The 24,524-nt window shown below is 75.8% G+C and carries 19 protein-coding genes and 2 pseudogenes; 12 read left to right on the forward strand and 9 right to left on the reverse strand.

Going from position 1 to position 24,524, the window contains the following annotated elements:
• Window positions 1-14: 14 nt before the first annotated feature.
• Window positions 15-1,031 (reverse strand): annotated as a pseudogene (locus WCD41_RS31220) (sensor histidine kinase); the annotation flags it as partial.
• A 156-nt stretch (window positions 1,032-1,187) separates the two neighbouring features.
• On the opposite strand from WCD41_RS31220, the gene WCD41_RS28435 reads away from it, so the two are divergent.
• Window positions 1,188-1,703: a phospholipase A2 family protein gene (locus WCD41_RS28435; protein ID WP_337718616.1), complete on the forward strand. Its 516-nt coding sequence runs from the start codon at window positions 1,188-1,190 to the stop codon at window positions 1,701-1,703.
• A 177-nt stretch (window positions 1,704-1,880) separates the two neighbouring features.
• Here WCD41_RS28435 and WCD41_RS28440 read toward each other — a convergent pair whose 3' ends face one another.
• Window positions 1,881-2,858: an NAD-dependent epimerase/dehydratase family protein gene (locus WCD41_RS28440; protein ID WP_337718684.1), complete on the reverse strand. Its 978-nt coding sequence runs from the start codon at window positions 2,856-2,858 to the stop codon at window positions 1,881-1,883.
• Window positions 2,859-2,936: 78 nt separating this feature from the next.
• Between WCD41_RS28440 and WCD41_RS28445 the strand changes: the two genes are divergently transcribed.
• The 3 genes from WCD41_RS28445 to WCD41_RS28455 are packed head-to-tail and all read left to right on the forward strand — an operon-like array spanning window position 2,937 to window position 6,436.
• The gene (locus WCD41_RS28445; protein WP_337718617.1) at window positions 2,937-3,608 is read left to right on the forward strand and encodes a response regulator; all 672 of its coding nucleotides are present in this window, start codon (window positions 2,937-2,939) and stop codon (window positions 3,606-3,608) included.
• Window positions 3,605-5,632, forward strand: a complete 2,028-nt coding sequence (locus WCD41_RS28450; RefSeq protein ID WP_337718618.1) for a sensor histidine kinase — start codon at window positions 3,605-3,607, stop codon at window positions 5,630-5,632. Before WCD41_RS28445 ends, WCD41_RS28450 begins: the two co-directional genes overlap by 4 nt.
• Window positions 5,633-5,668: 36 nt before the next feature.
• A complete protein-coding gene (locus tag WCD41_RS28455; RefSeq protein ID WP_337718619.1) occupies window positions 5,669-6,436 on the forward strand; it encodes a CPBP family intramembrane glutamic endopeptidase in 768 nt (255 codons plus the stop codon).
• Here WCD41_RS28455 and WCD41_RS28460 read toward each other — a convergent pair.
• A complete protein-coding gene (locus WCD41_RS28460) occupies window positions 6,433-6,954 on the reverse strand; it encodes an amino-acid N-acetyltransferase (RefSeq protein WP_337718620.1) in 522 nt (173 codons plus the stop codon). The genes WCD41_RS28455 and WCD41_RS28460 overlap by 4 nt on opposite strands.
• A gap of 56 nt (window positions 6,955-7,010) precedes the next feature.
• Here WCD41_RS28460 and rimO point away from each other — a divergent pair, with 56 nt between their 5' ends.
• The 4 genes and pseudogenes from rimO (at window position 7,011) to WCD41_RS28480 (ending at window position 10,885) form a co-directional block, all read left to right on the forward strand.
• Complete coding sequence (rimO, locus tag WCD41_RS28465; RefSeq protein ID WP_337718621.1) at window positions 7,011-8,543, forward strand: 30S ribosomal protein S12 methylthiotransferase RimO; 1,533 nt, start codon at window positions 7,011-7,013, stop codon at window positions 8,541-8,543.
• A gap of 74 nt (window positions 8,544-8,617) precedes the next feature.
• Window positions 8,618-9,172 (forward strand): CDP-diacylglycerol--glycerol-3-phosphate 3-phosphatidyltransferase, encoded by a 555-nt coding sequence (gene pgsA / locus WCD41_RS28470; RefSeq protein WP_337718685.1) that lies wholly within the window; start codon window positions 8,618-8,620, stop codon window positions 9,170-9,172.
• A gap of 125 nt (window positions 9,173-9,297) precedes the next feature.
• Window positions 9,298-9,513: pseudogene (locus WCD41_RS28475) on the forward strand (helix-turn-helix domain-containing protein); the annotation flags it as partial.
• A gap of 541 nt (window positions 9,514-10,054) precedes the next feature.
• Window positions 10,055-10,885, forward strand: a complete 831-nt coding sequence (locus tag WCD41_RS28480) for a PspA/IM30 family protein (RefSeq protein WP_337718622.1) — start codon at window positions 10,055-10,057, stop codon at window positions 10,883-10,885.
• 108 nt (window positions 10,886-10,993) lie between these two features.
• On the opposite strand, the gene WCD41_RS28485 is transcribed toward WCD41_RS28480, so the two are convergent.
• The 5 genes from WCD41_RS28485 to WCD41_RS28505 form a co-directional block, all read right to left on the reverse strand.
• Window positions 10,994-11,638 carry a hypothetical protein gene (locus WCD41_RS28485; RefSeq protein ID WP_337718623.1) on the reverse strand — a complete coding sequence of 215 codons (645 nt, stop codon included), beginning with the start codon at window positions 11,636-11,638 and terminating at the stop codon, window positions 10,994-10,996.
• 94 nt (window positions 11,639-11,732) lie between these two features.
• The gene (locus tag WCD41_RS28490) at window positions 11,733-14,471 is read right to left on the reverse strand and encodes an ATP-binding protein (RefSeq protein WP_337718624.1); all 2,739 of its coding nucleotides are present in this window, start codon (window positions 14,469-14,471) and stop codon (window positions 11,733-11,735) included.
• Between the two features lie 25 nt (window positions 14,472-14,496).
• Window positions 14,497-15,381: a DNA-formamidopyrimidine glycosylase family protein gene (locus WCD41_RS28495; RefSeq protein ID WP_337718625.1), complete on the reverse strand. Its 885-nt coding sequence runs from the start codon at window positions 15,379-15,381 to the stop codon at window positions 14,497-14,499.
• A 44-nt stretch (window positions 15,382-15,425) separates the two neighbouring features.
• Entirely contained in the window at window positions 15,426-15,728 is a 303-nt protein-coding gene (locus tag WCD41_RS28500; RefSeq protein WP_337718626.1) for a hypothetical protein, read from the reverse strand.
• Between the two features lie 79 nt (window positions 15,729-15,807).
• The gene (locus WCD41_RS28505) at window positions 15,808-17,628 is read right to left on the reverse strand and encodes an MFS transporter (RefSeq protein WP_337718627.1); all 1,821 of its coding nucleotides are present in this window, start codon (window positions 17,626-17,628) and stop codon (window positions 15,808-15,810) included.
• Between the two features lie 193 nt (window positions 17,629-17,821).
• Here WCD41_RS28505 and WCD41_RS28510 point away from each other — a divergent pair, with 193 nt between their 5' ends.
• The 4 genes from WCD41_RS28510 (at window position 17,822) to WCD41_RS28525 (ending at window position 23,545) form a co-directional block, all read left to right on the forward strand.
• Complete coding sequence (locus tag WCD41_RS28510; RefSeq protein WP_337718628.1) at window positions 17,822-19,360, forward strand: alkaline phosphatase D family protein; 1,539 nt, start codon at window positions 17,822-17,824, stop codon at window positions 19,358-19,360.
• Window positions 19,361-19,403: 43 nt separating this feature from the next.
• Window positions 19,404-20,924, forward strand: coding sequence for a M28 family metallopeptidase (locus tag WCD41_RS28515; protein ID WP_337718629.1), 1,521 nt, complete (start codon window positions 19,404-19,406; stop codon window positions 20,922-20,924).
• A gap of 104 nt (window positions 20,925-21,028) precedes the next feature.
• Window positions 21,029-21,862 (forward strand): IclR family transcriptional regulator, encoded by an 834-nt coding sequence (locus WCD41_RS28520; protein ID WP_337718630.1) that lies wholly within the window; start codon window positions 21,029-21,031, stop codon window positions 21,860-21,862.
• Between the two features lie 222 nt (window positions 21,863-22,084).
• On the forward strand, window positions 22,085-23,545 hold the full coding sequence (locus WCD41_RS28525; protein WP_337718631.1) for an amino acid permease: 1,461 nt from the start codon (window positions 22,085-22,087) through the stop codon (window positions 23,543-23,545).
• Here the strand turns inward: WCD41_RS28525 and WCD41_RS28530 are convergent.
• Window positions 23,520-24,512: a hypothetical protein gene (locus WCD41_RS28530; protein ID WP_337718632.1), complete on the reverse strand. Its 993-nt coding sequence runs from the start codon at window positions 24,510-24,512 to the stop codon at window positions 23,520-23,522. The genes WCD41_RS28525 and WCD41_RS28530 overlap by 26 nt on opposite strands.
• Window positions 24,513-24,524 lie beyond the last annotated feature (12 nt).

Raw genomic sequence — 24,524 nt, forward strand, 5'->3', positions numbered from 1 at the left:
CGCATGCCCGGCAGGCCGAGCCCGGAGCCCGGGCCGGTGGCGTCGCGGCCCGGGCCGTTGACCACCCGCAGCCGCACGGCCTCCGGGGTGTGGTCGATGGTCACCGCGACCGGCGCGTCCGCCGCGTGCCGCGAGGCGTTGGCGAGCGCCTCGGCGAGGATCCGGTAGAGCGAGACCGACGCCGCCGGACCGAGCCCGGCGGGGTCGCCGGTGGTGGTCACCGTGAGGTCGACGCCCGCGGCGGAGGTCGCGGCGAGCAGCTCGTCGACGTCGTCGGCACCGGGCTGGGGCGCGAGCTCGGCGTCGTCGTCGTCGGCGCGCAGGACGGTGAGGACCCCGCGCAGCTCGGTGAGCGCCGCGCGGGCCGCCGCGCCGATGGCCGTGAACTCCTGCGCGGACGCGGGGTCGACCCCGGGCAGCCGGTAGCGGGCGGTCTCGGCGCGGACCACGACCATCGACATCGAGTGGGCGACGACGTCGTGCAGGTCGCGGGCCACCCGCGCGCGTTCCTGCAGCACCGCGCGGCGTGACTCCTCGTCGGCGCGCAGCTCCTCGGCCTCGGCGATCTGGCGCCGCTGGGTGAGCACCCGCCGCGCCAGGAGGCCCACCGCGAGCACGACCACGGTGAAGAAGATCCCGAGCCCGACGCCCTCCGTGGTGCGCGTCGCGAGGACGAACAGGCCGACCAGCCCGACCGTCGCGACCGCGGCCGCCCACGGCTCGCACCGCGCGACCACGAGCGCGGTGAGGCTGCAGAGCACCACGAGGTGCACGGCCTGCACGCTCAGCGCGTAGCCGGGCGCGGACCCGACGAGCAGCGCGATGAGCACCCCGCCGAGCGCCGACGCCCCCCACGCCCGCCACGGGTGCTCCGGCGCGACGAGCACGGGGAGGGCGACGACGAGGGCGACCGCGAGCGCCGTCGCCGGGGTCACGGCGAGCTCGTTCAGGGAGGTCGGCCACGCGATCGCCAGGAGGATGCCCGCGAGGACGATGCGGCCCGTCCATGACCAGCGCGTCCTCGGGGCCATGGCCCGAGGTGAGGAGGCGGCGCGCGCCGTGTCGTCACTCCTGGGTCCTCGCCCCTGGGTATGACGTGCGGCCCGATGCACCGCCCGCGTAGCGCCCACGGGACGGCTCCGCGGGACGACGCCCGACGAGGCCCGCGATGATGATCGTTCCGGGGTGTGACCAGGGTCCTCGTGCCGACCGCCGTCGTGCTCGCCGTTCTGCTCCTCGCCTCCGGCATCGGGCGGGCGACGGTGCCTCAACGGGGTTCCGAGGACGCCGGCTCCGCTCGGGCCGTCGCGGAGCTCACGGGGCCGCAGCGCTCCGTCGTCGGCGTCCCGGCGGGCTTCGCCTACCGCCCGGTCGTCGTCGGCGGGAAGCTGCTGGACCCGCAGGGCTCGTGCTCGTCGCCGATCGACCTGCCCGAGGCATTCGAGGACGCGTGCCGCGCCCACGACCTGGGCTACGACCTCCTGCGCCACGCGGCCGCGCAGGGCGGGCCCCTCGGGCCGTGGGCGCGGCGGGCGGTCGACGAGCAGCTGGCGCGGGACCTGTCGGCGGCGTGCGCGGGCGAGGGTCTGCGCTGCCACCTGCTGGCGGGGCTCGCCGACGCCGCCGTCGCCGCGAACTCGTGGCGCCAGGGCTGGAGCGTCCCGGTCGTCGAGCACGGCCCGTTCGTGCGCGAGGAGCCGTGACCTCCGTGCTCGCGCGGACCGGGGTGGCGGCCGGGCCGGTGGGTGGCAGCTCGCCGGTGCGATCTCCCGGGAGTGTCACGAGGGTCGTCCGCCGTGGCGACACTCTCGAGCGATCAAACAGGAGAGGCCTGCGTCGTCCTCGTCGGGGCGTGCGACGAGATGCTCAGGGCGCGTGGCTCAGGAACGCACCGTGTCCCGCCACGCCCCGGTGCCGGTGAAGCGGGGCCGCCAGCCGAGCTCCTCCTTCGCCCGGGTGGTGTCCATGATCGCCGGGTGGGTGGTCGCCGCGACCCACTGCGCCGGCTGGGGGAGCGGCAGGGCCATCGCCGCCCGGGACGGGATCTCGGCGACCTCGGCGGGCAGCTCCAGCACGGTGGCACCGAGCTCGCGGACGAGATCGGCCAGGGTGACGGACCCGTCACCGGCGATGTTGTACGGACCGGCCGGGCCCTCGCCGAGGGCGCAGCGCGCCAGCGCGTGGCCGACGTCGTCCTGGTGGACCAGCTGCAGCGGGAACGCCGGGACCGCCAGCGGCAGCCCGAGACGGGCGTACTGCCGTGCCCCGGCCAGGAGCCCGCGGCCGAGCGCGGCGAGCGGGCCCGGCAGCGGCAGCTTCGCGCCCGCGAGCGCGGGCCCGACCACACCGCACGGGCGCAGCACGTGGACCTCGACGTCGAGGTGGTCCGCGGACTCGGCGGCCAGCAGCTGCTCGCTGCGGGCCTTGTCGCGCGCGTAGAAGAAGGGGTCGTCGACGGCGAGCGGGTGGCTCTCGGGGATGTGGGGCGGGTGGTCGGCGGAGAAGCCGTACGCGGCCAGCGACGAGGCGTAGACGAATCGCCGCGCGCCGGCGTCGACGGCGGCGCGGAAGGCGTTCCGCACGCCGTCCTCGTTGACCGTCCGCGTGGCGCCCGGGTTCGTCGTGCCGGAGACGTCGTAGGCGAGGTGCACGACGACGTCCGCGCCGCGGAACGTTGTCGCCAGCGACCCGGGGTCCCCGACGTCGCCGCGGCGGAACTCCACGCGGTCGTCGAGGCCGGTCCCGCTGTCGGGGTGGCGGGACACCCCGACGACCCCGTCAACGCGCGTGTCGTCGTGGAGGAGGGGCACCAGGCTGCTGCCGAAGGTGCCGGTCGCGCCGGTGACGGCGACCGTCAGGTGGTCGGTCCGGGGGGGAGGGGCGGGTGATGACGGGCGATGCGGACACCGGAGCGGTTACCCGCGCGATGCGGCACGATGCGGCGCGTGGGGATCCGGGTGCTGCTCGTCGACGACCAGCCGATCGTGCGCACCGGCTTCCGCACCGTGCTCACCGCCGCGGGCGGGATCGACGTCGTCGGCGAGGCGGGGGACGGGCCCGCCGCCGTCACCGCGGTGGCCTCGTACCGGCCCGACGTCGTCCTCATGGACGTGCGCATGCCGGGCGGCGACGGGCTGACCGCCACCGAGCAGATCACCGCGACGCACCCGGACACCCGCGTGCTGGTGGTCACCACCTTCGACGTCGACGACTACGTGCGCCGCGCGCTGCGCGGGGGCGCCAGCGGCTTCGTGCTCAAGGACTCCGACCCCGAGGACCTGGTCCGGGCCGTCCGCACGGTGCACGCGGGGGAGTCGCTGCTCGCGCCGTCGGTGACGACCCGGCTGGTCCGCGACTGGGTCGCCCACGAGCCGGCGCCCGAGCCGCCCGCGGGCCCGCCCGAGGGGCTCACCGCCCGGGAGCACGACGTGCTCGTGCTCGTCGCGCGCGGGCTGTCGAACGCCGAGATCGCCGCCGAGATGGTCGTGGCCGAGTCGACGGTGAAGACGCACGTGGCGCACCTGCTGCGCAAGCTCGACCGGCGCGACCGCGTCCAGCTCGTCGTGCACGCCTTCGAGTGCGGTCTGGTCCCTGCGCGGCCGTCGTGACCCGGCGCTGGTCCGCCCTCCTGCCGGAGCTGCGGGCGGCGGACGGGGTCGTGGTCGGCCTGCTCGTCGTCATGGTGGTGATCACCGCGCTCACGGTCGGCACGTGGGCACCGGGGACGAGCGGCACCCGGACCGCGGCACTCGCCGTCACGGGGTCGGTCCAGACGCTGCCGGTCCTGTGGCGGCGGGAACGGCCGATCGGCGCGCTCCTCGTCTTCGCGGCGTCGGTGCCGATCGGCTGGGCGCTGGTGGAGGGCCTGCCGACCTGGACGTGGACGGTGCTGGTCTTCGGGGTCGTCCGGCGCTCGCGTCCGGCGCCGGGTGCGGTCACGCTCGTGGCGTCCACGCCGGCGGCGCTGGTGCTGGCGGGGTTCGTGGCGCGCCCGGACGACCTCGCCACCGCGGTCGGCTTCGGGGTCGGGCTGTCGGTCTCGCTGGTCCCGCCGCTGCTCGGCGCCGCGCTCCTCGGCGCCGTCGCGCGGCTGCGCGCGGCCCGCGAGGCCGCCCGGCGTCGCCAGGAGGAGCAGCACCGCCTCACCGAGGCGCTCGCGGCCCAGCGCGACCGGATCGCCGGCGACCTGCGGGAGCTGGTGGCGGTCCGGGTGGAGCGGGTCGTGACGCGTACCCGCGCCCTCGCGGCGCCCGCCGACCCGGGGCCCCGGCTCTCGGCCATCGCCACCGAGGCCCGCGCGGCCCTCGCGGGCATGCGCCGCGCGCTGAGCGTCCTGCGCGACCCGGCGGAGTCACCGGATCCGGCCCCGGCGCCCGAGGCCGCCCCGGCACCCTGGTGGCGCCCGACGCGCGGGGGCCTCGTGCTCGCCGCCGGGACGGCGCTGCTCGTCGTGCTCCTCGGGGCGCTGGCGGCGGTCGCGGCGCCGCACCTGGAGCCGGGCCAGGCGCGGGACGTCGTGGCCCTGCTCGACCTGGACACGGCGCGCCCGCTCGCCCTCCTGCCCGTCGCGGTCGAGGCGCTGGCGCTGGGCTGGTGGCGTCGGGCCCCGCTGGCGGCGCTCGTCGTGGCGACCGCCGCGTCGAGCGTCGCGTCGTGGCTGGGCACGACCCACCTCGTCACCGAGGCGGCCTGGAGCGTGCTGGTGTTCGGGGCGGGGCTCGGCGCCGGCCTCGTCGCCTCGGGGGTCACGGTCCTCGTGTGCACGGTGGCGATCGCGGTGACGACGCTGACCCTCGGCCTGCCGGACGCGCTCGCGGGCAACCGGTCGGGCGTCGTGCTGTCCTACCTGATCGTGCCCGCGATCTGGGGCCTCGGCGTCCTGCAGCGCCGCGCGGCGACCACCGCGGCCGACCGTGCCGCACGCCGCGCGGACGCGGACGCCGCGCGAGCCGTGACCGCCCAGCGCCTCGGCCTCGCCCGCGAGCTGCACGACGTCCTGGCCCACGAGCTCTCGGCGCTGGTCGTGACCGTCCACGCCGCGCGGGTGGCCCCGGAGCCCGCGACGCTCGCGACGATCACCGAGGCGGGCGAGCGGATCGCCGCCGCGCTGCCGACGCTGATCGAGGGCCTGGATCCGCCGGCCTCGGGCCACGCGGCCGAGCACCTCGAGCTCGACGCCGCAGCGCTCGAGGCCCTGGTCGCCCCGGTGCGGGAGGCCGGGCTGCCGGTCGTCGTCGACGTCGTCGGCACCGCCCCCGCCGACCGCCCCGAGACCGACGTGATCGCGGCCCGCATCGTCACCGAGGCCCTGACCAACACCCTGCGCCACGCGGGGCCCGCGCCGACGCGCGTGACCGTGCGCCACGCACCGGACGCCGTGGCCGTCGAGGTGGTCGACGACGGCGAGCGGCCCGGTCACCGGCCCGTCCGGGAGGGCTCGGGGCTCGGCCTCGTCGGGATGCGGGAGCGCGCCGCCCTGGTCGGCGGGTCGGTCGCGGCCGGGCCGAGCGGCGGCGGCTGGCGGGTCGCGGCCCACCTCCCGCGGCGGGAGGCCGGCCTCCTCCCCGAGGAGGAGACCGGCGGGGAGGGATCGCCTGCGCGAGGGACGATCACGGCCCCGGCCGCTCCCTAGCGTCGTCGGCGTCCGACCCGCCGAGGAGGAGACGCCATGAGCACGTCCCAGGAGCCCACGTCACAGGAGCCGACGTCACAGGAGCCCACGTCGCAGGAGCCGGAACCCCTCGTCACGGTCGCCACCGACCCGCCGGAGCGCCCCCGCCCCGGCTGGACCGAGATCGCCGTGGGCGCGGTCGCGTACCTCGTGCTGGCCACGGGGTTCGGCCTCGTGGCCTTCGTCCTGCTCGCCGAGGCGCCGCCGGCCCCGGTGCTCGCCCTCGTCACCGTCGCGGTCTCCGGGATCGCCGCGTTCGGCGCGGCCCTGCTCGCGCTCGGGGTGCGCGTGCGGTCGTGGGCCGCGATCGGCGTGCGCACGGTGTCCGGGCGCTGGCTGCTCGTCGGCGTCGCGGGCGGGGTGGGGGCGTGGCTCGTCAACCGCGTGATCGTCGTGTCGTACGTCCTGCTCAGCGGCGACACGTCGAACCCGCAGGCCGGGCTCGTGCCCGGCGTGACCGACGGTGCCGGCACGCTCGCGCTGATGATGCTGCTCGGGGCGGTCGCCGTGCCGATCGCCGAGGAGCTGCTCTTCCGCGGTGTGCTGACCACCGCGCTGGGCCGCTACGGCGCGTGGGTCGCGGTGATCGCGAGCTCGCTGGTCTTCGCGCTCGCGCACGGCGTCTCGATCGTGCTGCCCGCCGCGTTCGTCCTGGGCGTCCTCAACGCGGTGATGCTGCGCCGCAGCGGCTCGGTGTGGCCCGGCGTCGTCGCCCACGGCGTGAACAACGCGCTGGTGTTCGGCGTCGCCGCGATCTTCCTCTAGAGATCCATCAGCATGCGGCTGTTGCCGAGGGTGTTCGGCTTCACGTACGCGAGGTCGAGGAACTCCGCGACGCCCTCGTCGGCCGACTGCATCATCTCGGCGTAGACGTCCGGGCTGACCGGCGAGCCCTCGATCTCCCGGAAGCCGTGGCGCTCGAAGAACGCCGTCTCGAAGGTGAGCACGAACACGCTGCGCAGGCCCAGCGACCGCGCCTGGGCCACCAGCTCGTGGACCAGGCCGTTCCCGATCCCCGCGCCCTGCATCCCGGGGGCCACCGCGATCGTGCGGATCTCGGCGAGGTCCTCCCACAGCACGTGCAGGGCCCCGCAGCCCACGACGTCGCGCCCCCGGACGGCCACGCGGAACTCCTGGACGGTCTCGTAGAGGGTCACGAGGGGCTTGCGCAGCAGGATGTTGTCGTCGGCGAACGAGTCGACCAGGGTCTTGATGCCGCGCACGTCGGCGGTGCGGGCCCGCCGCAGGAGGACGGGAGCAGCCTTCTCGGGCGTCTGGGTCACCGGGCGCTCACCACCAGCGGAGGGTAGGCCAGCGACCGGGCCGATAGGCTGGGGAGGTGGTCGAGCGCTCCCCCCGTGCCCCCGAGCACCCGCGTGTCGCGCTCGTGACCCTCGGGTGCGCCCGCAACGACGTCGACTCCGAGGAGCTGGCGGGCCGTCTCGCGGCCGAGGGCTGGGACGTCGCGGCGTCCCCCGACGGCGCTGATGGTGACGCCGACGTCGTCGTCGTCAACACCTGCACGTTCGTCGAGCAGGCCAAGAAGGACTCCGTCGACGCGGTGCTGGCCGCCGGCGGCGGCACGGCCAAGGTCGTCGCGGTCGGGTGCATGGCCGAGCGCTACGGCGCCGAGCTGGCCGAGGCGCTGCCCGAGGCGGCCGCGGTGCTCGGCTTCGACCACTACGGCGACCTGCCCTCCCGGCTCGACGACGTCCTCGCCGGACGCCCGCTCGCCTCCCACACGCCGACCGACCGGCGCACGCTGCTGCCGATCAGCCCGGTGAAGCGCCCCGAGGCGGTCCGGGACGGCTCGATCCCCGGCCACGAGTGGGTGCCGACGGTGCCGCGCCGGCGCCTCGACGACGCCCCGGTCGCCCCGCTCAAGCTGGCCTCGGGGTGCGACCGGCGCTGCACCTTCTGCGCGATCCCCTCGTTCCGCGGGGCCTTCGTCTCCCGCGACCCGGCCGACGTCGTCGCCGAGGCCGCCTGGCTCGCCGACCACGGCGTCGCCGAGGTGCTGCTGGTCAGCGAGAACTCCACCTCCTACGGCAAGGACATCGACGCCCGCGGCGCGGCCGGCGGGGCGCTCGAGCGGCTGCTGGGCGAGCTGGCCGCGGTGCCGGGGATGCGCCGGGTGCGCGTGTCGTACCTGCAGCCCGCGGAGGTGCGCCCGCCGCTGCTGCGCGCGATCGCGGAGACGCCCCGGGTCGCGGCGTACTACGACCTGTCCTTCCAGCACGCCAGCGCGACGGTGCTGCGCCGCATGAAGCGCTTCGGCTCCCGCGAGACGTTCCTCGCCCTCTGCCGCGAGATCCGCGCGCTCGACCCCGAGGCCGGCATCCGCTCCAACGTCATCGTCGGCTTCCCCGGGGAGACCGAGGAGGAGCTCGCCGAGCTCGAGGCGTTCCTCGCCGAGGCCGAGCTCGACGCCGTCGGGGTGTTCGGCTACTCCGACGAGGACGGCACGGAGGCCCTCGGGCTGCCCGGCAAGATCGACGCCACCGAGATCGCCGCCCGCGTGGAACGGATCACGAGCCTCGCCGAGCACGTCGCGGAGGACCGGGCCGCCCGCCGGGTCGGGACCACCGTCGAGGTGCTGGTCGAGCGTCAGGAGGACGGCGAGGACGGGGACGACGGGAACGAGCCGGTCTGGGTCGGCCGCGCCGCCCACCAGGGGCCCGACGTCGACGGCGAGTGCACCCTCCTCGGAGACGACGAGGTGCTCGACGGGCTGGCCCCGGGCGTCGTGGTGACGGGCCGGGTGGTCGACGCGGAGGGCATCGACCTGGTGGTCGAGGCCCTGGGCGTCCTCGGGAGCGACGGCGGGTCGCCCGTCGCACCCGGCGCGCCCGTCGCGGCGGGAGCCCGGTGACCACGCGGGGGCCGGGCGGGCAGCCGGCCGCGTCCGCCGCCTCGACCGGGCCGACCGGGGTCGTCGCGACCCCCGTGCCGCTGGTCAACATCGCGAACGCGCTGACCGTCGTGCGCCTGGTGCTGGTGCCGGTCTTCCTCGTCGTGCTGTTCGTCGACCACGGGCAGAGCGCGACGTGGCGCTGGGCCGCCTTCGCGGTGTTCGCGATCGCGTCGCTCACCGACACCTTCGACGGCGACCTCGCCCGGCGCTGGGGGCTGGTCACCGACTTCGGCAAGATCGCCGACCCGATCGCCGACAAGGCCCTCACCGGTGCCGCGCTGGTCGGGCTGTCGATGCTCGGTGAGCTCGCGTGGTGGGTGACGATCACCATCGCCGTCCGCGAGCTGGGCGTGACGCTGCTGCGGTTCTGGGTGCTGCGCCACGGCGTCATCCCGGCCAGCCGCGGCGGGAAGATCAAGACCGTGGTGCAGACGCTGGCCCTCGGGCTCGCGATCATGCCGCTGCCCGACGTCGTCGCCCCGGCCGTCGCCGTGCTGATGGTGGCCGCGGTCGTCGTCACCGTCGTCACCGGCGTCGACTACCTGGTCCGGGCGCTGCGCCTGCGGGCGCGGGCACGCGCGTCCTGAGCAGGTCCGCGGCTGTTCGCTCAGGACGAACAGCCCCGGACCCGACGCGCCGTCGCCACCGCGTCGATCTCGGTACGGTGGACGGACACGGTCGTCGAGACGGATGACCGGCTGGGAGGTGTGGCATGTCGCTGCTGTTGCGCGAGGCCATCGGCGGGACCATCCGGCGCGCCCGGACCGAGCGACGCCGCACGCTGCGGGACGTCTCGCGAGAGGCGCGGGTCAGCCTGGGGTACCTCTCGGAGATCGAGCGGGGCCGCAAGGAGCCCTCGAGCGAGCTGCTGGCCGCGATCTGTGATGCGCTCGGCCTGCCGCTGCCCGAGCTGCTCGACGAGGTCGCCGACACCATGCGGCCGACGCCGCGCCGGGTGCCCGTGGGTGCCGGGACCGGCGGGCGCAGCGCGTTCGAGGGGGACGCCGGTGTCGACGCCGGTGTCGATCCCGAGCTGCGCTCGGCGGTGGAGGAGGCGTTCGAGCCGGACGCCGGGGACGGCGCGGGGGCCAGCATGTCGGCGCGCATCCCGACGCCGCCGGAGCCCGCGGAGCCGGCCGCGCCGCGCACGGTGGCGCTGCCCGAGCCGGAGGGCACCCCGGTCCGCGACGACACCGAGGAGGTCGTGGCGCCCGTCGAGGGAGCGACGACCGTGCGCCTCGTGGGGCTCGCGGGGAGCATCGGCGGACCGCGCGCGGCGACCGTGGTGTGCCTCGCCGCCTGATCCCGTGTGCTCGGTGTGAACCCCTGGTGCGCGCGGTGGACGGCGTGATCGTCGGGTCCGGCGGGTCGGTGGAAGCCTCCGCGGGGAGGTGAGACGATGGTCGGAGAGACCAGGCGCGGATGTGGCCGCCTGAGCCGGATCGACATCATGAGTTGGGCGGGAGCAGATGGCCAACCCCTTCGTCAAGGCCTGGCGGTACTTCCTGGCGGCGTTCTCATCGAAGATCGATGAGCACGCCGACCCGAAGGTCCAGATCCAGCAGGCCATCGAGGACGCGCAGCGTCAGCACCAGGCGCTGTCGCAGCAGGCCGCGTCGGTGATCGGCAACCAGCGCCAGCTGGAGATGAAGCTGAACCGCCAGCTCGCCGACATCGAGAAGCTGCAGGCCTCGGCACGCCAGGCCCTCGTCATGGCCGACGACGCCCGGGCCAAGGGCGACGAGGAGGGTGCTCAGCGCTACGAGCAGAGCGCCGAGCAGTTCGCCTCGCAGCTCGTCACGGCCGAGCAGAACGTCGAGGACCTCAAGACGCTGCACGACCAGTCGATCGGCGCCGCCCAGCAGGCCAAGCAGGCCGTGGAGCGCAACGCCCAGACGCTGCAGACCAAGATCGCGGAGCGCACCAAGCTCCTCAGCCAGCTCGAGCAGGCCAAGATGCAGGAGCAGGTCTCCGCGTCGCTGCGCTCGATGAGCGAGGTCGCGGCGCCGGGCAACACCCCGTCGCTCGACGAGGTGCGCGACAAGATCGAGCGCCGCTACTCCACCGCCCTCGGGCAGGCCGAGCTCGCGCAGAACAGCGTGCAGGGCCGCATGCTCGAGGTCGAGGCGGCCTCGCGCGACTACGCCGGCAAGAGCCGTCTCGACCAGATCCGTGCCTCGATGGGCCAGGGTCAGGGTCAGGTCGGCGCCGGGCAGCCCGCCCAGCCGCAGGTCCAGCCGGCGCAGCCCGCGCAGCCCCAGCAGCAGCCCACGCAGCAGCAGGTGCCGCGCCAGAACTGAGCGGTGGGCGGGGAGTGCGCGCCCGCCCCATCTGAGAAACGAACGGCGTTCTCGCTGCATCGGAAGCAGCGAGAGCGCCGTTCGTTCGTCCGGGGTCGGCGCAGGTCGTCAAGGGCGCGCGGATGCACCCGTGACGGGGACGTCGGCGCCCGCGACCTCCCAGGTGTCCATCCGGTCCGGCGGCGAGACGAGGGCCGGGTCCTCCCCGGCGCCGGGGTCGGTGGCGTCGATCGCGACCCGCGCCGCGTCGAGCACCGGACGCTCGGTGGCCAGGAGCAGCGCCCGCATCGAGCGGGACAGGCGGTCCCACAGCACCATGAGACGCACGGTGCCGGGCACCGCTCGCGCCGCCGGGATGATGTCGCGGCGGTGGACGCGGTCGATCGTGGCCCGCGCGGCGTCGCTGAACGGCCCGTCGAACGTCGCGAGGCCCGCCACGGCCGGCGCGGCGTCCGCCGAGGCGCCGGGCTCGTCGTCGACGACCTCGTAGACGGTGTCCTCGTCGATGGTGACCGGCGGTGCGGTCTCCCCGGCGGCGGCGCGGGTGCGCTCCGAGGCGGCGCGGGCGTCCTCCTCGGTGGCCCACAGGGTGACGAGCGCCCGCATCGCGGTGGGGCCGGAGACCATGAAGTAGGCCCCGCTGTAGCCGGCGTGGCGGCGCAGGATGTCGGTGAGCGCGCGGCGGTGCACGTCGGGGTCGTCGGTCGGGGGCAGGCTCTTGACGGTCTGGAGTCGGGCGAACACGGCGTCCACGTCCTCTCGGTGTGCTGGGTGGATGCCGTCGAGCGTGGCGCCGCGGTACCGCGCTGGGCCTGCGTGCTGGCACGCAGATCGCGGTACGGAGTGCTCAGGGCAGCGCGTCGGCCGCCCACGCCGCGAGCTGGGTGCGGTTGTGCAGCCCGAGCTTGGCCAGGGCGTTGCGGACGTGGCTCTCGACGGTGCGCTCGCTGACCACGAGGCGGGCGGCGACCTCCCGGTTGGCCAGGCCGGTGACGACGAGGGCGACGGTCTCGCGCTCGCGCGCCGTGAGGGACCCCGCACCCGGCCCCAGCCCGGTGAGCTCGCCGAGCAGCGTCGACGCGCCGTCCAGGGTCGGGCGCAGGCCCAGGCGGCGCGCCGCGGTCCGGGAGTCCTCGAGGGGCCGGCGGGCGCGCTCGCGGTCACCGGCGGCGCCCCGCGCCACCAGGGCCCGGCCCAGCTCCAGCTCCGAGCGCGCCAGTCCCGGCACGGCGCCGAGCCGGCGGTCCGACGTCACGGCCTGCTCGGCCAGCCGGACGGCGTCGTCGTGCTCGCCGATCACCCGGGCGACGGGCGCGGCGAAGCGGGCGACCGGCCCGGGCGCGCCCGTGCTGCTGTCGCCGCGCAGCGCGGTGAACGGCTGCAGCTGGTGGTGCACGGACCGCAGCACCTCGGTGTCGCCGAACGCGACGGCGAGCTCGCTCCCGGCACAGATGATCGGCTTCCAGCGGTTCGTGAGCGGAACGGCGAACAGGTGCGCGCGGAGCTCGTCGTACAGGGTGCGGGCCAGGTCGTGGTCGCCGCGCTCGAGGAAGGCGATGCCGCCGGTCGCCCAGAAGACGGGGACGTGACGCATCAGCGCCATGGCCTCCTCGTCGGGCCGCCACGACGCGAGGGTGCCGAGGTCGCGGTGCAGGAGGCTCACGAAGGCCTCGTAGAGGGACGACGCCGTCGGGTCCTGGCCACGTCGGCCGACCTCCCGGAACCGGTGCGCCAGCGCGAACGCGTCGTCGTAACGGCCCACGAGGTGGGCGCGCGCGGCGCGGGCACGGAGCTCGTGCCAGCGCGCGAGGGTGCCGCCGAGCCGCTCGGCCACGCCGGCGAGGGCGTCGATCCCCGCGTCGACGACGTCGAGCGCCCCGAGCTCGAAGGCGTCGTCGACGCGCCAGACGTGGCCCCACACCAGGGCCTCCGGACGTCGCGTCGCCGTGCCGAGGGCGATGGTGCGGCGGCCGACGGCGAGCCGCTCCTCGACGAGCCCCGGACCCCCGCACACCTCGTAGCGGGCGTGCAGGGCGTGCAGGACCGCGTCGGCGCCGTCGGGGTCGTCGGCGTGCCGGTCGGCCATCGCGAGGGCCCGCCCCGAGATCTCGGCGGCCTCCTCGGTGCGCCCGCGGACCCCCGCGACCATGGCCTCCTGCGCCAGCACCCGTGCCCGCCGGGCCGAGTCCTCGCCGTCGAGCAGGACGCCGGCGCGCGCCACGAGCCCCTCGACCCGTCCGGCGACCAGGTCCGGACCGACCCCGCGCACCACGACGGCCGCGGCGGCGGCGAGGTCGGTGCGCCCGGCGTCCTCGGCGACATCGAGCACCGCGACCCCCTCGTCGAGGGCGTCGACGGTCCGGTCCGCGCGCACCAGCGCCCGGGCCAGCGCCAGCCGCACCTCGGCGCGCGCCACGGTGTCGTCGGTGACCTCCAGGCCCCGCCGGTACCAGGCGGCGGCGTCGTCGGGGGCCCGCCTCGCGGTGGCGGCCGCGGCGGCGGCGCGGCAGGCGATCGCCGCGGCCGCGCGTCCCGCGGGGGAGTCGGCGGCCGCGAGCCGGTGGCCCGCCACCTCGCCCGCACGGGCCGGCGGCAGGGCGTCGGCGAGCCGGCGGTGCTCGTCGCGGCGACGCGCCGGGGCGAGCCCGTCGTGGCACGCGGCGCGGACCAGGGCGTGGGACCAGCGCACCCGTCCGGCGTCCCGGGGGTCCTCAACGAGCAGGGTCGCCGCGAGCACCTCGGCGAGGGCGGCGGGGTGGTCGCCGAGGAGGTCGAGCTCGACGTCCTCGCCGGCGACGGCCGCCGTGGCGAGCAGGTCCCGCGCGCCGGTCGAGAGCGCGGCGACACGGCGCCGCACGAGGGGTGCGACCGCCTCCGCGTGCAGCTCGGGGGCGCGCAGGAGCTCGCGCAGGTGCAGGGGGTGGCCCGCGCTCACGTGCAGCAGGGTGTCGACGACGGCGTCGGCGGGCTCGCCGCCGTCACGCCGGCGCAGCAGGTCGCGGACCGTGGCGCGCCCGAGCCGTCCCGGGCGCAGCACGAGCGACGCGCCCCCGTCGAGCCCCGCGGGGACCGGCTCTCGCGACGTCGCCACCAGCACCAGCGGCGGCCCGCGGGTGGCCACGACCTCGCCGACCAGGTGGTGCAGGAGGGCGAGCGAGGCCGGATCGGCGGCGTGCACGTCCTCCAGGGCCACCACCAGCCCGTGCGCCGCGGCCGCGGCGAGGGCGTCCGCTGCGTCGGCCATCGCCCGGAAGCGGGCCCGCGCGTCGCTGCCCTCCGGGTCGTCGTCGCCGGCGGCGAGGTCGAGCAGGGCCGGGTCGAGGCCGTGCGCCCGGGCGGCGGGGCTGCCGAGCAGGCGCAGCCAGGGCCAGAACGCCGGGGTGCCGAGGTCCCCGCCGGCGCGGCCGAGGAGCGCGGGCACCCCGCGGTGCTCGGCGGTGTCGAGGAGCGCGGACAGGAGGGTCGACTTGCCGATCCCGGCCTCGCCCACCACGAGCACCGCGGTGCCGCGGCCCGCGCAGGCGTCGTCGAGCGCGGAGACGAGCAGGGCCGTCTCGTGCTCGCGACCGGGCGGAGCGGGGGCCATCGCGCGAGTGTGGACCCGCCCGGTTTCAGCCGTAGCGCGCCTGGCGACCGGACTGCTGCTGGGGGCGCCGTCCGGCGCGCCGGGGCGGGAGCTGCGGGTGCGGGCCGGGCTGGCAGGTCGGGCAGAAGTAGGCGATCCGGTCCTCGCGGTCCGGCGAACCGTCGTCCTGCCCGGCGGTGCGCACGACGTCGCGGCAGCGCCGGCAGCCGCGGCCCCCGCGCTCGAACACCCAGTGCTGCGCGTTGCCCCCGAGGTCGCCGGTGGTCGACTGCTCGGGACGCCAGGCGTTGCGCAGGAGCAGCTTGCGGGACCACGCGACGGCGTCGTGCACCTGCTTGTCGGACAGGTCGCCGACGCGGGTCCACGGGGAGACGCCGACCAGGAAGCAGACCTCGGCCTTGTAGAGGTTGCCGACCCCGCAGGCCACGCGCTGGTCGAGCAGGGCGGCGCCGAGCTCGCGGGCGGGGTCGGCGCGCAGCCGGCGCTCCACCTCCGCCTCGGCCTCCGGTCCCCAGTCGTCGCCGAGCAGGTCGGGTCCGAGGTGCCCGACGAGGTCGCCCTCCCGGTCGGTGGGCAGCAGCTCGAGGTCGTGCAGGCGGTAGCCGACGGCGACCCGGTCGGGCACCTCGAGGATGGCGCGGATCGAGTGCTCGGGGCCGCCGCGCCACGGCCGGCCGGGCCGGTACAGGTGCCAGGTGCCGTCCATGCGGAAGTGGCTGTGCAGGCTCGTGGCGTCGTCGAAGCGGGTGAACAGGTGCTTGCCGACGCTGATCACCTCGAGCACCGTGCGGCCGGCGAGGTCGTGCTCGACCAGCCGCGGGTGCCGCAGCTCCCCGCGCGTCAGCTCCCGGCCGGCGAGGGCGTCGTGCATCCGCCGGCCGGCGAGGAAGACGGTGTCACCCTCCGGCACCCGGTCATCGTCCCACCGCGGGCCGCGGCGTGCGGATCAGCGGATCAGTCGTGGGGGACGGCCGGCCCGACGCCGTCGCGCGGGTCGCCGGCGGCGACGTCGACGGGCGCGAGGGCCGACGCGAGGCGTTCGCGCAGGGTGCCGAGGTCGCGGGTGTGGGGGTCGCGCGGGTCGGTCGTGGCGCGGTCGACGCTCTGCAGCACGTCGACGAGCTGCTCGACGAGGCCGCGGGCCTCGACGCCGAGCAGCGCGAGGTCCTGGGCGTCGAGCTCGCGCGCGACGGTGCCGGCCCGCAGCGCCGAGGTGGCCTGGCGGACGGCCACGACAGGGGTGTCGTCGGTGGACAAGGGCTCCTCCGGCTCCGTCGTCGGGGACGTCCGGGGAGTGCCACGTGTCGGGGGCCACACAAACCCCGGACGGGTCGCGTCAGCCGCGCGGGCCGCATCCCGCGGCGGGGGTGTAGCCGGCGACGTCGGCGAGCGGGTCGGGGGTGCGGGCGAGCACGAGCGGGCGGTCGAGGGTGTCCTGGCCCGGGGTGAGGTGCACGGCGGTGGGCCGCGCCCCGGCGAGGCCGGCGATGAGCAGGACGGGGCGGTCCGTCCCCGGGTCGGCGGCGAACGCCCCGTCGCCGTCGACCGGGGCGACGGCGACCTGCCGGCCGTCGTGCCCGACCAGGGTGACCCGCGCCCCCGCCGCGGGCCCGCCGTCGTCGTGGAGCACCTGTCCGCGGACCAGCGACGTCGCGGTCTCCGCGGGGCCGATCCGTTCGACGTGCTCGATCCGGCCGGTGTGCTCGGTGTGCCCGACCTGCTCGGTGTGCCCGACCTGCTCGGTGTGCTCGGTCGGCTCGGGCAGGTTCGGCACCGCCAGGCTGACCAGCAGCGCGAGCACCGCGCACCCGGCGGCGATGAGCAGCGTCGTGCGCAGCGCGCCGAGCGACGGGACGAGCGTGCCCTCCACCGGCACGGTCGACGCGGCCAGGACCACGGCGGCCACCGCGGACGCCGTCGACGTGCCGATCGAGCGCATGAGGGTGTTGAGGCCGTTGGCGGCGGCGGTCCGGGTGGTCGGGACCGCCCGCATGATCAGTGCGGGGAGCGCGCCGTAGGCCAGGGCGACGCCGGCGCCGATCACGGAGATGACCACCGAGACCTGCCAGGCCGCCGAGAGCAGCATCGTGCCCGCGGCGTAGGCGACGGCGATGACGACGAGGCCGATCCGCAGCGACGCCCGCGGGCCCCAGGCCGCCGACACCCGCGCGGTGACCGGCGACATGAGCATCATGACCAGCCCGTTCGGCGCGAGCGTCAGCCCGGCGACGAGCAGGCTCAGCCCCAGCCCGTGGCCCGACGCGAGCGGCGCCGAGAGCAGCTGGGGGAACACGACCATGCCCGTGAACATGGCGACGCCCACGGGGATCGAGATCAGGTTGGGCAGCAGCACCGCGCGGCGGACGTTGAGGCGCAGGTCGACGAGGGGATCGCGGACCCGCAGCTCGTAGAGGGCCCACACGACGAGCGCGACCACCGCGACACCGGCCGAGGTCAGCGTCGCCGCGCTGCCCCAGCCCCACTCGCCGCCCTTGGACACGGCGAGCAGCAGGCCGATGAGGCCGATCGAGAGGCCCACCGCCCCGCCGGCGTCGAAGCGCCCGCCCGAGCGCGTGGACGACTCCGGGATCACGACGGCCACGAGCACGAGGCCCGCGAGGCCGAGAGCGCCGGCGACCCAGAACAGGGCGTGCCAGTCGGCGATCTCGACGATCACCGCGGCGAGCGGGAGCCCGAGCCCGCCGCCGATGCCGAGCGTCGCGCTCATCAGCGCGATCCCCGACCCGAGGCGCGCGGGCGGGAGCGTGTCGCGCATGAGGCTGATGCCGAGTGGGACCGCGCTGACCGCGACGCCCTGCAGCGCGCGCCCGACGAGCACCGGCACCAGGTCCGACGTCACCGCGCAGAGCACCGACCCGACGACGAGCAGCCCGAGCGTAGCGACGAGGACCCGACGCTTGCCGACCATGTCGCCGAGGCGGCCGGCGATCGGGGTCGCGACCGCGCCGGCGAGCAGCGTCGCCGTGATCACCCAGGACGCGGTGGCCGACGACGTCGACAGCAGCTGGGGGAGCCGGGGCACGAGCGGGACGACCAGCGTCATGCACAGCGACGCGACCAGGCCCACCGAGGACAGGACCGTGACCACGAGCGCCGGGCTGGGCCCGGTGCGGTCCAGCTGAGCCTGCTGTGCCACTCGCACCTCGGCGTGGGGCACGCACCCTCCTCGGGACGACGGCGATCGTTGGCTGTGCCAACCAACAGTAGCCCGGGGTGATTCCCGGGGAAGAGGCCCTCGCGACGTGAAACCGGTCGCTCCGGGCCCGGATCCTCCTCCCGCTCACCGCGCGTTCACCGCCGTGTACGGCGGGTCGTCGACCCTGCCCGTCATGTCGCCCTCGCTCAGCCGGCGCCGCGTCCTGTCGCTCGCCACCGCCGCGGGTGGGGTCGCGGCCCTGTCGGCCTGTTCCTCCGGCGCCCCCGGATCGGCGGCCCTGGTGCGCAGCGACCGCCCCGTCCTGACGCACGGCGTGCAGTCCGGCGAGGTCACCGCCGACTCCGGCCTGGTGTGGACCCGGGCGGACCGCCCCGCGCGCATGGTCGTCGAGGTCGCCTCCGACCCCTCGTTCCGGGACGCCCGGACGATCACCGGGCCCGACCTCGTCCCGTCCGCCGACGGCACCGGGCGCGTGCGGATCCCCGCCGCCCCCGGCCCGGTCACCTTCTACCGCGTGCGCGCCGACGACGGACGGGCCTCGTCGGAGCCGGTCGTCGGCAGCTTCCGGCCCGCGCCCACCGACGGACGGGAGGTGCGGTTCGTCTGGACCGGGGACGTCGTCGGCCAGGGCTGGGGCATCGACACCGCCCGCGGGGGGATGCGGCTGTTCGACGCGATGCGGGCCCGCGAGCCCGGTTTCCTGCTGCACTCCGGGGACACGGTGTACGCCGACGGCCCGCTGGAGGAGACCATCGTCCTGCCCGACGTGAGCACCTGGCGCAACGTGGTGACGCCGGCGAAGGCCGCGGTCGCCCAGGACCTCGACGGCTTCCGGGGCCAGTGGGCCTACAACCTGCTCGACGTGCCGTACCGGACGTTCGCCGCGGCCGTCCCGACGATCGCGTCGTGGGACGACCACGAGGTCACCAACAACTGGTACCCGGGCGAGGTCCTCACCGACCCGGAGTACGACCGGGAGCGGCGGGTCGACGTGCTCGCCGGCCACGCCGCGCAGGCGTTCGCGGAGTGGATGCCGCTGGAGCCGGGGCGGTCCGCCGACCCCGCGGGCCGCGTCTACCGGCGCGTCCCGTACGGCCCGCAGCTCGACGTGTTCGTGCTGGACATGCGCAGCCACCGCGGCCCCAACCCCGCGGCGGCCGCGCCCGGGCCGTCGCCGATCCTCGGCGCGGAGCAGGTGCGCTGGCTGCTCGACGGCCTCGCGGCGTCGCGCGCCACGTGGAAGGTCATCGCCGCCGACATGCCCCTCGGGATCGTCGTGCGCGACGGCGGCACCGGGATCGAGGCGGTCGCGAACGGCGCGCCGGGGGCCCCGGGCGGACGGGAGGGCGAGATCGCCGGCCTGCTCGCCGGGATGCGGGAGCGCGGCGTCCGCAACACCGTCTGGCTGACCGCCGACGTGCACTACACCGCGGCGAACCTCTACACCCCTGAGCAGGCCGGCATCGCCGCCGACCCGTTCTGGGAGTTCGTCTCGGGACCGGCGCACGCGGGTGCGTTCCCGGCGAGCCCCCTCGACCCGACGCTCGCCCCGCAGCAGGTGTTCGTGCGGGCGCCGGACCGCGCCGACGTCTCCCCGGCCGAGGGGTTCCAGCACTTCGGGGAGGTGACGATCTCCGGCGGGCGCCTGCGCGTCGACCTCCGCGACGCCGACGGCGTCGGCCTCTGGTCGACGACGCTCGACCCGGCCTGAGCGGTGCGCGCCGCCGTGGTGCCATCCGCTACGGTCCGTGAGCATGATCGGGACGCGGCGGGGCGGTCGTCGGTTGGTGGCGGCCCTTGGCCTGAGCGCGCTGCTCGTGCTGGCGGCCTGCGGGGGGAGCACCGGCAGCGGCGGGGAGCAGACCGCGCCTCCGCCGTCGTCGCCGGGACCCGCGCCGACCGGTGACCCCGGCCTGCCCCGGCGTCTCGCCGAGCAGGTCACCGGCGACGGCGCGTTCGCCCGGCTCGAGGAGCTGCAGCGGATCGCCGACGCCAACGGCGGCAACCGCGCCGCCGGCCGGCCGGGCTACGAGGCCAGCGTCGAGTACGTCGCGGGGCAGCTGCGCGCGGCCGGCTACCGGGTGGAGACGCCGAGCTTCCCGTTCGACACCTTCTCCGCCCAGGCGCAGACGCTCGCGATCGGTGGCGCGCCCGGACCGGCCGTCACGGCGCTGACGTACTCGCCGACCACGCCGCCGCAGGGCGTCACCGGCCCCCTCGTCGTGGCGCCCGACGCGCCGGGCGACCCGACGCCGGGCTGCGAGGCGACCGACTACGCGAACCTGCCCGCCCGCGGCGGCGTGCTGTTGGTCCGCCGCGGCGCCTGCACGTTCACGCAGAAGCAGCAGGTCGCCGCCGAGGTCGGCGCCGCGGCCGTGCTGGTCGGCAACAACGCCCCCGGCCCGCTCGGCGGCACCCTGGGATCCGTGGCCGAGGGTCGCCTGCCGACCGGCGGGCTCGTGCAGCCCGACTTCGACGCGCTGCTCGCGCGGGCGGGCCAGCCGGCGACGGTCACCCTCGTGACGCAGTCGGAGACGGTGACGACGCGCAACGTCGTCGCCCAGACCACGACGGGGCGCACCGACGAGGTCGTCATGGCCGGCGCCCACCTCGACTCGGTGCCCGAGGGACCGGGGATCAACGACAACGGCTCGGGCTCCGCGGCGCAGCTCGAGCTCGCCGTGCGCCTCGGCGGCGCCCCGCCGGTGACCAACGCCGTGCGCTTCGCGTGGTGGGGCGCCGAGGAGGTCGGGCTGCTCGGGTCGACGGCCTACGTGCAGGGCCTGACGCCCGAGGCGCGGCGCGACATCGCCGTGCTGCTCAACGCCGACATGCTCGGGTCGCCGAACCCCGCCTACTTCGTCTACGACGGCGACGACTCCGACCGCGTCGGCGCGCCCCCCGGACCGGGCGGCTCCGAGGGGATCGAGCGCACCCTCGCCGGGGCCCTGACCGCGGCCGGCGTCCAGCCGCGCGGCACCGACTTCGACGGACGGTCCGACTACGGCCCCTTCATCGAGGCCGGCATCCCGTCCGGCGGGCTGTTCTCCGGCGCGGAGGAGATCAAGACCCCCGAGGAGGCCACGCTCTGGGGCGGGCAGGCGGGCGTCGCCTACGACCGCTGCTACCACCAGGCCTGCGACACCATCGCCAACATCGACCGCGTCGCCCTCGACCGGATGCTCGACGCGATGGCGGTCGGCGTCGGCACCTATGCGGTCGATCTCGGTGGGCCGAACGGCGTGCCCACGCGGGAGCAGCGCCAGACGCGCTGACACGCGGTAGGGTTGCGTGTTCCGCAACCAGAAGGGGCAATGCGTTCGCTTTCCGGACCCCCGCTCCTCGGCCGGGCCTGCCCGATCGGAGAGGATGGTGGGCGATGACGGACACCGACGACGGCTCTGGACCGGATCCCGCGCAGGACTCCGACGGGACCGGTCGCGGGCGGAGCGAGCCGTCGCTCGTCCGCTCGGTCGACCGGGCCGTGACGGCTCTCGAGGTGGTCGCCGAGCGCGGTGAGGTCGGCATCACCGAGCTCGCCGAGGAGCTCGGGGTCCACAAGTCGACGGCCTCGCGGCTGGTCGCGGCGCTCGCGAGGCGCGGGATGCTCGAGCAGCTCGGCGACCGCGGGCGGGTCGCGCTCGGGTTCGCGGTGGTGCGTCTCGCCGCGTCGGCCACCGGGCGCATGGACATCGCGCGCCTCGGCCAGCCGACCTGCCAGCAGCTCGCCGAGCAGGTGGGGGAGACCGTCAACCTCGCGATCCACGACGGCGAGGCGGCCATCAACGTCACCCAGGAGTTCGGCACCGCGTCGGTGACCACGCAGAACTGGGTCGGCCGGCGCACCCCGCTGCACGCGACCTCCGCCGGCAAGGTCCTGCTGGCCTACATGAGCGACCCGGAGCGCCGCGCCTTCCTGCGCCGCCGCCTGCCCCGCTACACCGAGTCGACGATCACCGAGCCCGCCGCGCTGCGCACCGAGCTCGCACGGGTGGTCGACGAGGGGCACGCGCGCTCGTTCGAGGAGCTCGAGGTCGGCCTGCACGCGGTGGCCGTGCCGGTGTGGGGCGCCGCGGGCGACGTCGTCGCCGCCCTGAGCGCGGCCGGCCCGTCGTACCGGCTGCCGCGGCGGCGGGCACGCGCGATCGTCCCCGACCTCCGCACGGCCGCCGAGGACCTCTCGACCCGCCTGGGGTACGTCGGGTCGTCCTAAGCCCGGGCTGGTGCAGCGAACGTGCTGTTCGCTGCTTCTAGGCGTCGAAAGTCCCCGTTGATCACCCAGTGGGGCGCGGGTACCGGCTCGCCCCTCCGGAACGAACGTGCCGTTCGCTGCGCTAGAAGCAGCGAACGGCGCGTTCGCTTCTCCGGGGACCGGGCGGGCCAGGTGTGAAATCTGTGTCTGGTCCGCGACGCTCCGGCACCGCAGGATGGGGCGATGACGTCCACGCCGTCCCGCCCCGGGTTCGCGGCCGCCCTGCTCCGGCGCAAGCCCGTCGAGCAGATCGAGGAGGCCCCCGACGCGGGCAGCGGTCTCGCGCGGACGCTGAGCCTGCGCCAGCTCACCGCGATCGGCGTCGGCGGGATCATCGGCGCCGGCATCTTCTCGCTGGCCGGGCAGGTCGCCAACGAGACCGCCGGGCCCGCGGTGCTGATCTCGTTCCTCGTGGCCGGGGTCGCGAGCGCCGCCGCGGCCTTCTCCTACGCCGAGTTCGCCGGCCTCATCCCGCGGGCCGGTTCGGCGTACACCTACGGCTACGTCGTGCTGGGCGAGCTCGTGGGCTGGCTGATCGGCTGGGACCTGCTGCTCGAGTACACGGCGATCGTCGCCGTCGTCGCGATCGGCATCTCGGGCTACTTCAACGACCTGCTGGGGTTCCTCGGCGTCTCGCTGCCGGAGTGGATGCTCGGCGCGCCGGGCACCGAGTCGGACGGGGTGCCGCCCGGCACGCACAAGGTCGACCTGTTCGCGATGCTCCTGTGCCTGCTCATCGCGTGGATCCTCAACCGCGGCATGCGCAACGCGGCGCGCACCGAGACGGCGCTGGTGTACCTCAAGGTCGCCGTGGTGCTGCTGGTCGTCGTGGTCGGCGCGTTCCACATCGACGCCGGCAACTACAGCCCGTTCGCGCCGTTCGGGATCGCCGGGATCTTCACCGGCGCCGCGACGGTGTTCTTCGCGGTCTTCGGCTACGACGCGATGAGCACCGCGGCCGAGGAGTCGCAGGACTCCCAGAGGCACATGCCGAAGGCGATCCTCTGGTCGCTGGCGATCTCGATGGTGCTCTACGTCCTCGCCTGCCTGGTGCTGACCGGGATGGTCGACTACACGCGGATCGACAGCGAGGCCGCGTTCTCCAGCGCGTTCGCCGACATCGGCCTCCCGCTGGTCGGGCTCGTGGTCGCCGTCGGGGCGATCCTCGGCATCCTCACCGTGCTGTTCACCTTCCTCATGGGCGCCACCCGCGTCGGCTACGCCATGAGCCGCGACGGGCTGCTCCCGGAGTGGTTCGGGCGCACCAGCGAGAAGCACCAGGTGCCGAACCGCATCACCTGGGTCCTCGGCGTCGCCGCCGCGCTCATCGCGGGCTTCCTGCCGATCGGGGAGGCCGCCGAGCTGACCAACATCGGCATCCTGCTGGCCTTCGTCGTCGTGTGCATCGCCGTGGTCGTGCTGCGCTACCGCCGCCCCGACCTGCCGCGCTCGTTCCGGTGCCCGGGGATGCCGGTCGTCCCGATCATCGGGGTGATCTTCTCGCTGTGGCTGATCACGTTCCTCGACCCGGTGACGTGGCTGCGCTTCGCCGCGTGGTTCCTCGTCGGCCTCGTCGTGTACCTGGCGTACGGCCGGCGCCGCTCACGCCTCGCGCGCGCTACCCCAGATCAGGATGGTCCTTGACCCACCACAGGAACTGGCGGGCGTGGTCGAGGTCGACGAACCGGTCGCCGATCAGCTCCACGAGCAGGTCGTTGCTCCAGTAGGCGAGCCGGCCGATCGTCTGCGACGTCGTCTCCGGGGCCGGCAGCTCGATGCCGAACACCTGGCGCGCGATCTCGCGCTTCCCGCCCGCGGAGCTCGTGTAGAGCAGGATCGGCAGGAACCGCTCCGGCTCCGCGATGCACAGGACACGCGTCAGCATCGCCTCGCGGAAGCCCGGCATCGCGGGCGCGTCGTCGGAGACGATGAGCTCGGTGAGCCGGTCCTCCGGCGCCGCGGGGTCGTCGCCGCGCAGGAGGTGGGAGACCACGCCGCGGAACGCCTCGGCGGCGCGCTGGTTGCCCAGCGCCCGCCACTCGTCGTTGAACCGGCTCATGTTGCCGGGCCGGGCGACGACCTTGCTGTTGGCGAAGTCCTTCAGCGCGAGCGGGGTGGTGTAGGGGAGCGCGTCGGCCTCGAACGCCTGCCGGTAGACGTCGCGGTAGCGGCCCGCTTCCTCGTCGGGGTGCGGGAAGTCGGTGAGGAACTCCCTCCGCAGGGCCTCGATGACCCGCCAGCGCTCGGCCGGGACGTCGGCCGCGGTGGCGGTGAACCGGGCCTGGGCGGTGTCGACGTCCTCGAGCGGGCGGCGCTCCCGCTCGCGGACCGGTCCGCGTGTGCCGGCGGTGCGGCCGGCCGAGCGCGTCACGGAGTCCGAGGAGCGCGTCGGGGGACGGCTCGTCGTGCTCTTCGTCCTGCTCTTGCCCGCCGCCGACGAGCTGGTGCTGCGCGCACGCGTGGTCTGGCTGACCGCCCGCGGCGAGACCGGCTTGGCGCCGAGCACCCACTCGTGCCCGCAGCTGGTACAGCGCATCATGTTGCGGCCGTCGTCGGCCATGCCGAGGTACTCGGCGGCGGCTTCCTCACACGTCGGGCACGCCAGCGCCATCGCTCTCCCTGT

Source organism: Actinomycetospora aeridis (genome assembly GCF_037400275.1).
GTDB classification, from domain to species: Bacteria; Actinomycetota; Actinomycetes; order Mycobacteriales; family Pseudonocardiaceae; genus Actinomycetospora; species Actinomycetospora aeridis.

Excerpts from the sequence above, each read along its gene's own strand:
- WCD41_RS28455 (WP_337718619.1), top strand. The coding sequence starts at position 5,669 with ATGAGCACGTCCCAGGAGCCCACGTCACAGGAGCCGACGTCACAGGAG.
- WCD41_RS28480 (WP_337718622.1), top strand. The coding sequence starts at position 10,055 with ATGGCCAACCCCTTCGTCAAGGCCTGGCGGTACTTCCTGGCGGCGTTC.
- WCD41_RS28525 (WP_337718631.1), top strand. The coding sequence starts at position 22,085 with ATGACGTCCACGCCGTCCCGCCCCGGGTTCGCGGCCGCCCTGCTCCGG.
- WCD41_RS28445 (WP_337718617.1), top strand. The coding sequence starts at position 2,937 with ATGCGGCGCGTGGGGATCCGGGTGCTGCTCGTCGACGACCAGCCGATC.
- WCD41_RS28530 (WP_337718632.1), bottom strand. The coding sequence starts at position 24,512 with ATGGCGCTGGCGTGCCCGACGTGTGAGGAAGCCGCCGCCGAGTACCTC.
- WCD41_RS28520 (WP_337718630.1), top strand. The coding sequence starts at position 21,029 with ATGACGGACACCGACGACGGCTCTGGACCGGATCCCGCGCAGGACTCC.
- WCD41_RS28490 (WP_337718624.1), bottom strand. The coding sequence starts at position 14,471 with ATGGCCCCCGCTCCGCCCGGTCGCGAGCACGAGACGGCCCTGCTCGTC.
- WCD41_RS28515 (WP_337718629.1), top strand. The coding sequence starts at position 19,404 with ATGATCGGGACGCGGCGGGGCGGTCGTCGGTTGGTGGCGGCCCTTGGC.
- WCD41_RS28510 (WP_337718628.1), top strand. The coding sequence starts at position 17,822 with ATGTCGCCCTCGCTCAGCCGGCGCCGCGTCCTGTCGCTCGCCACCGCC.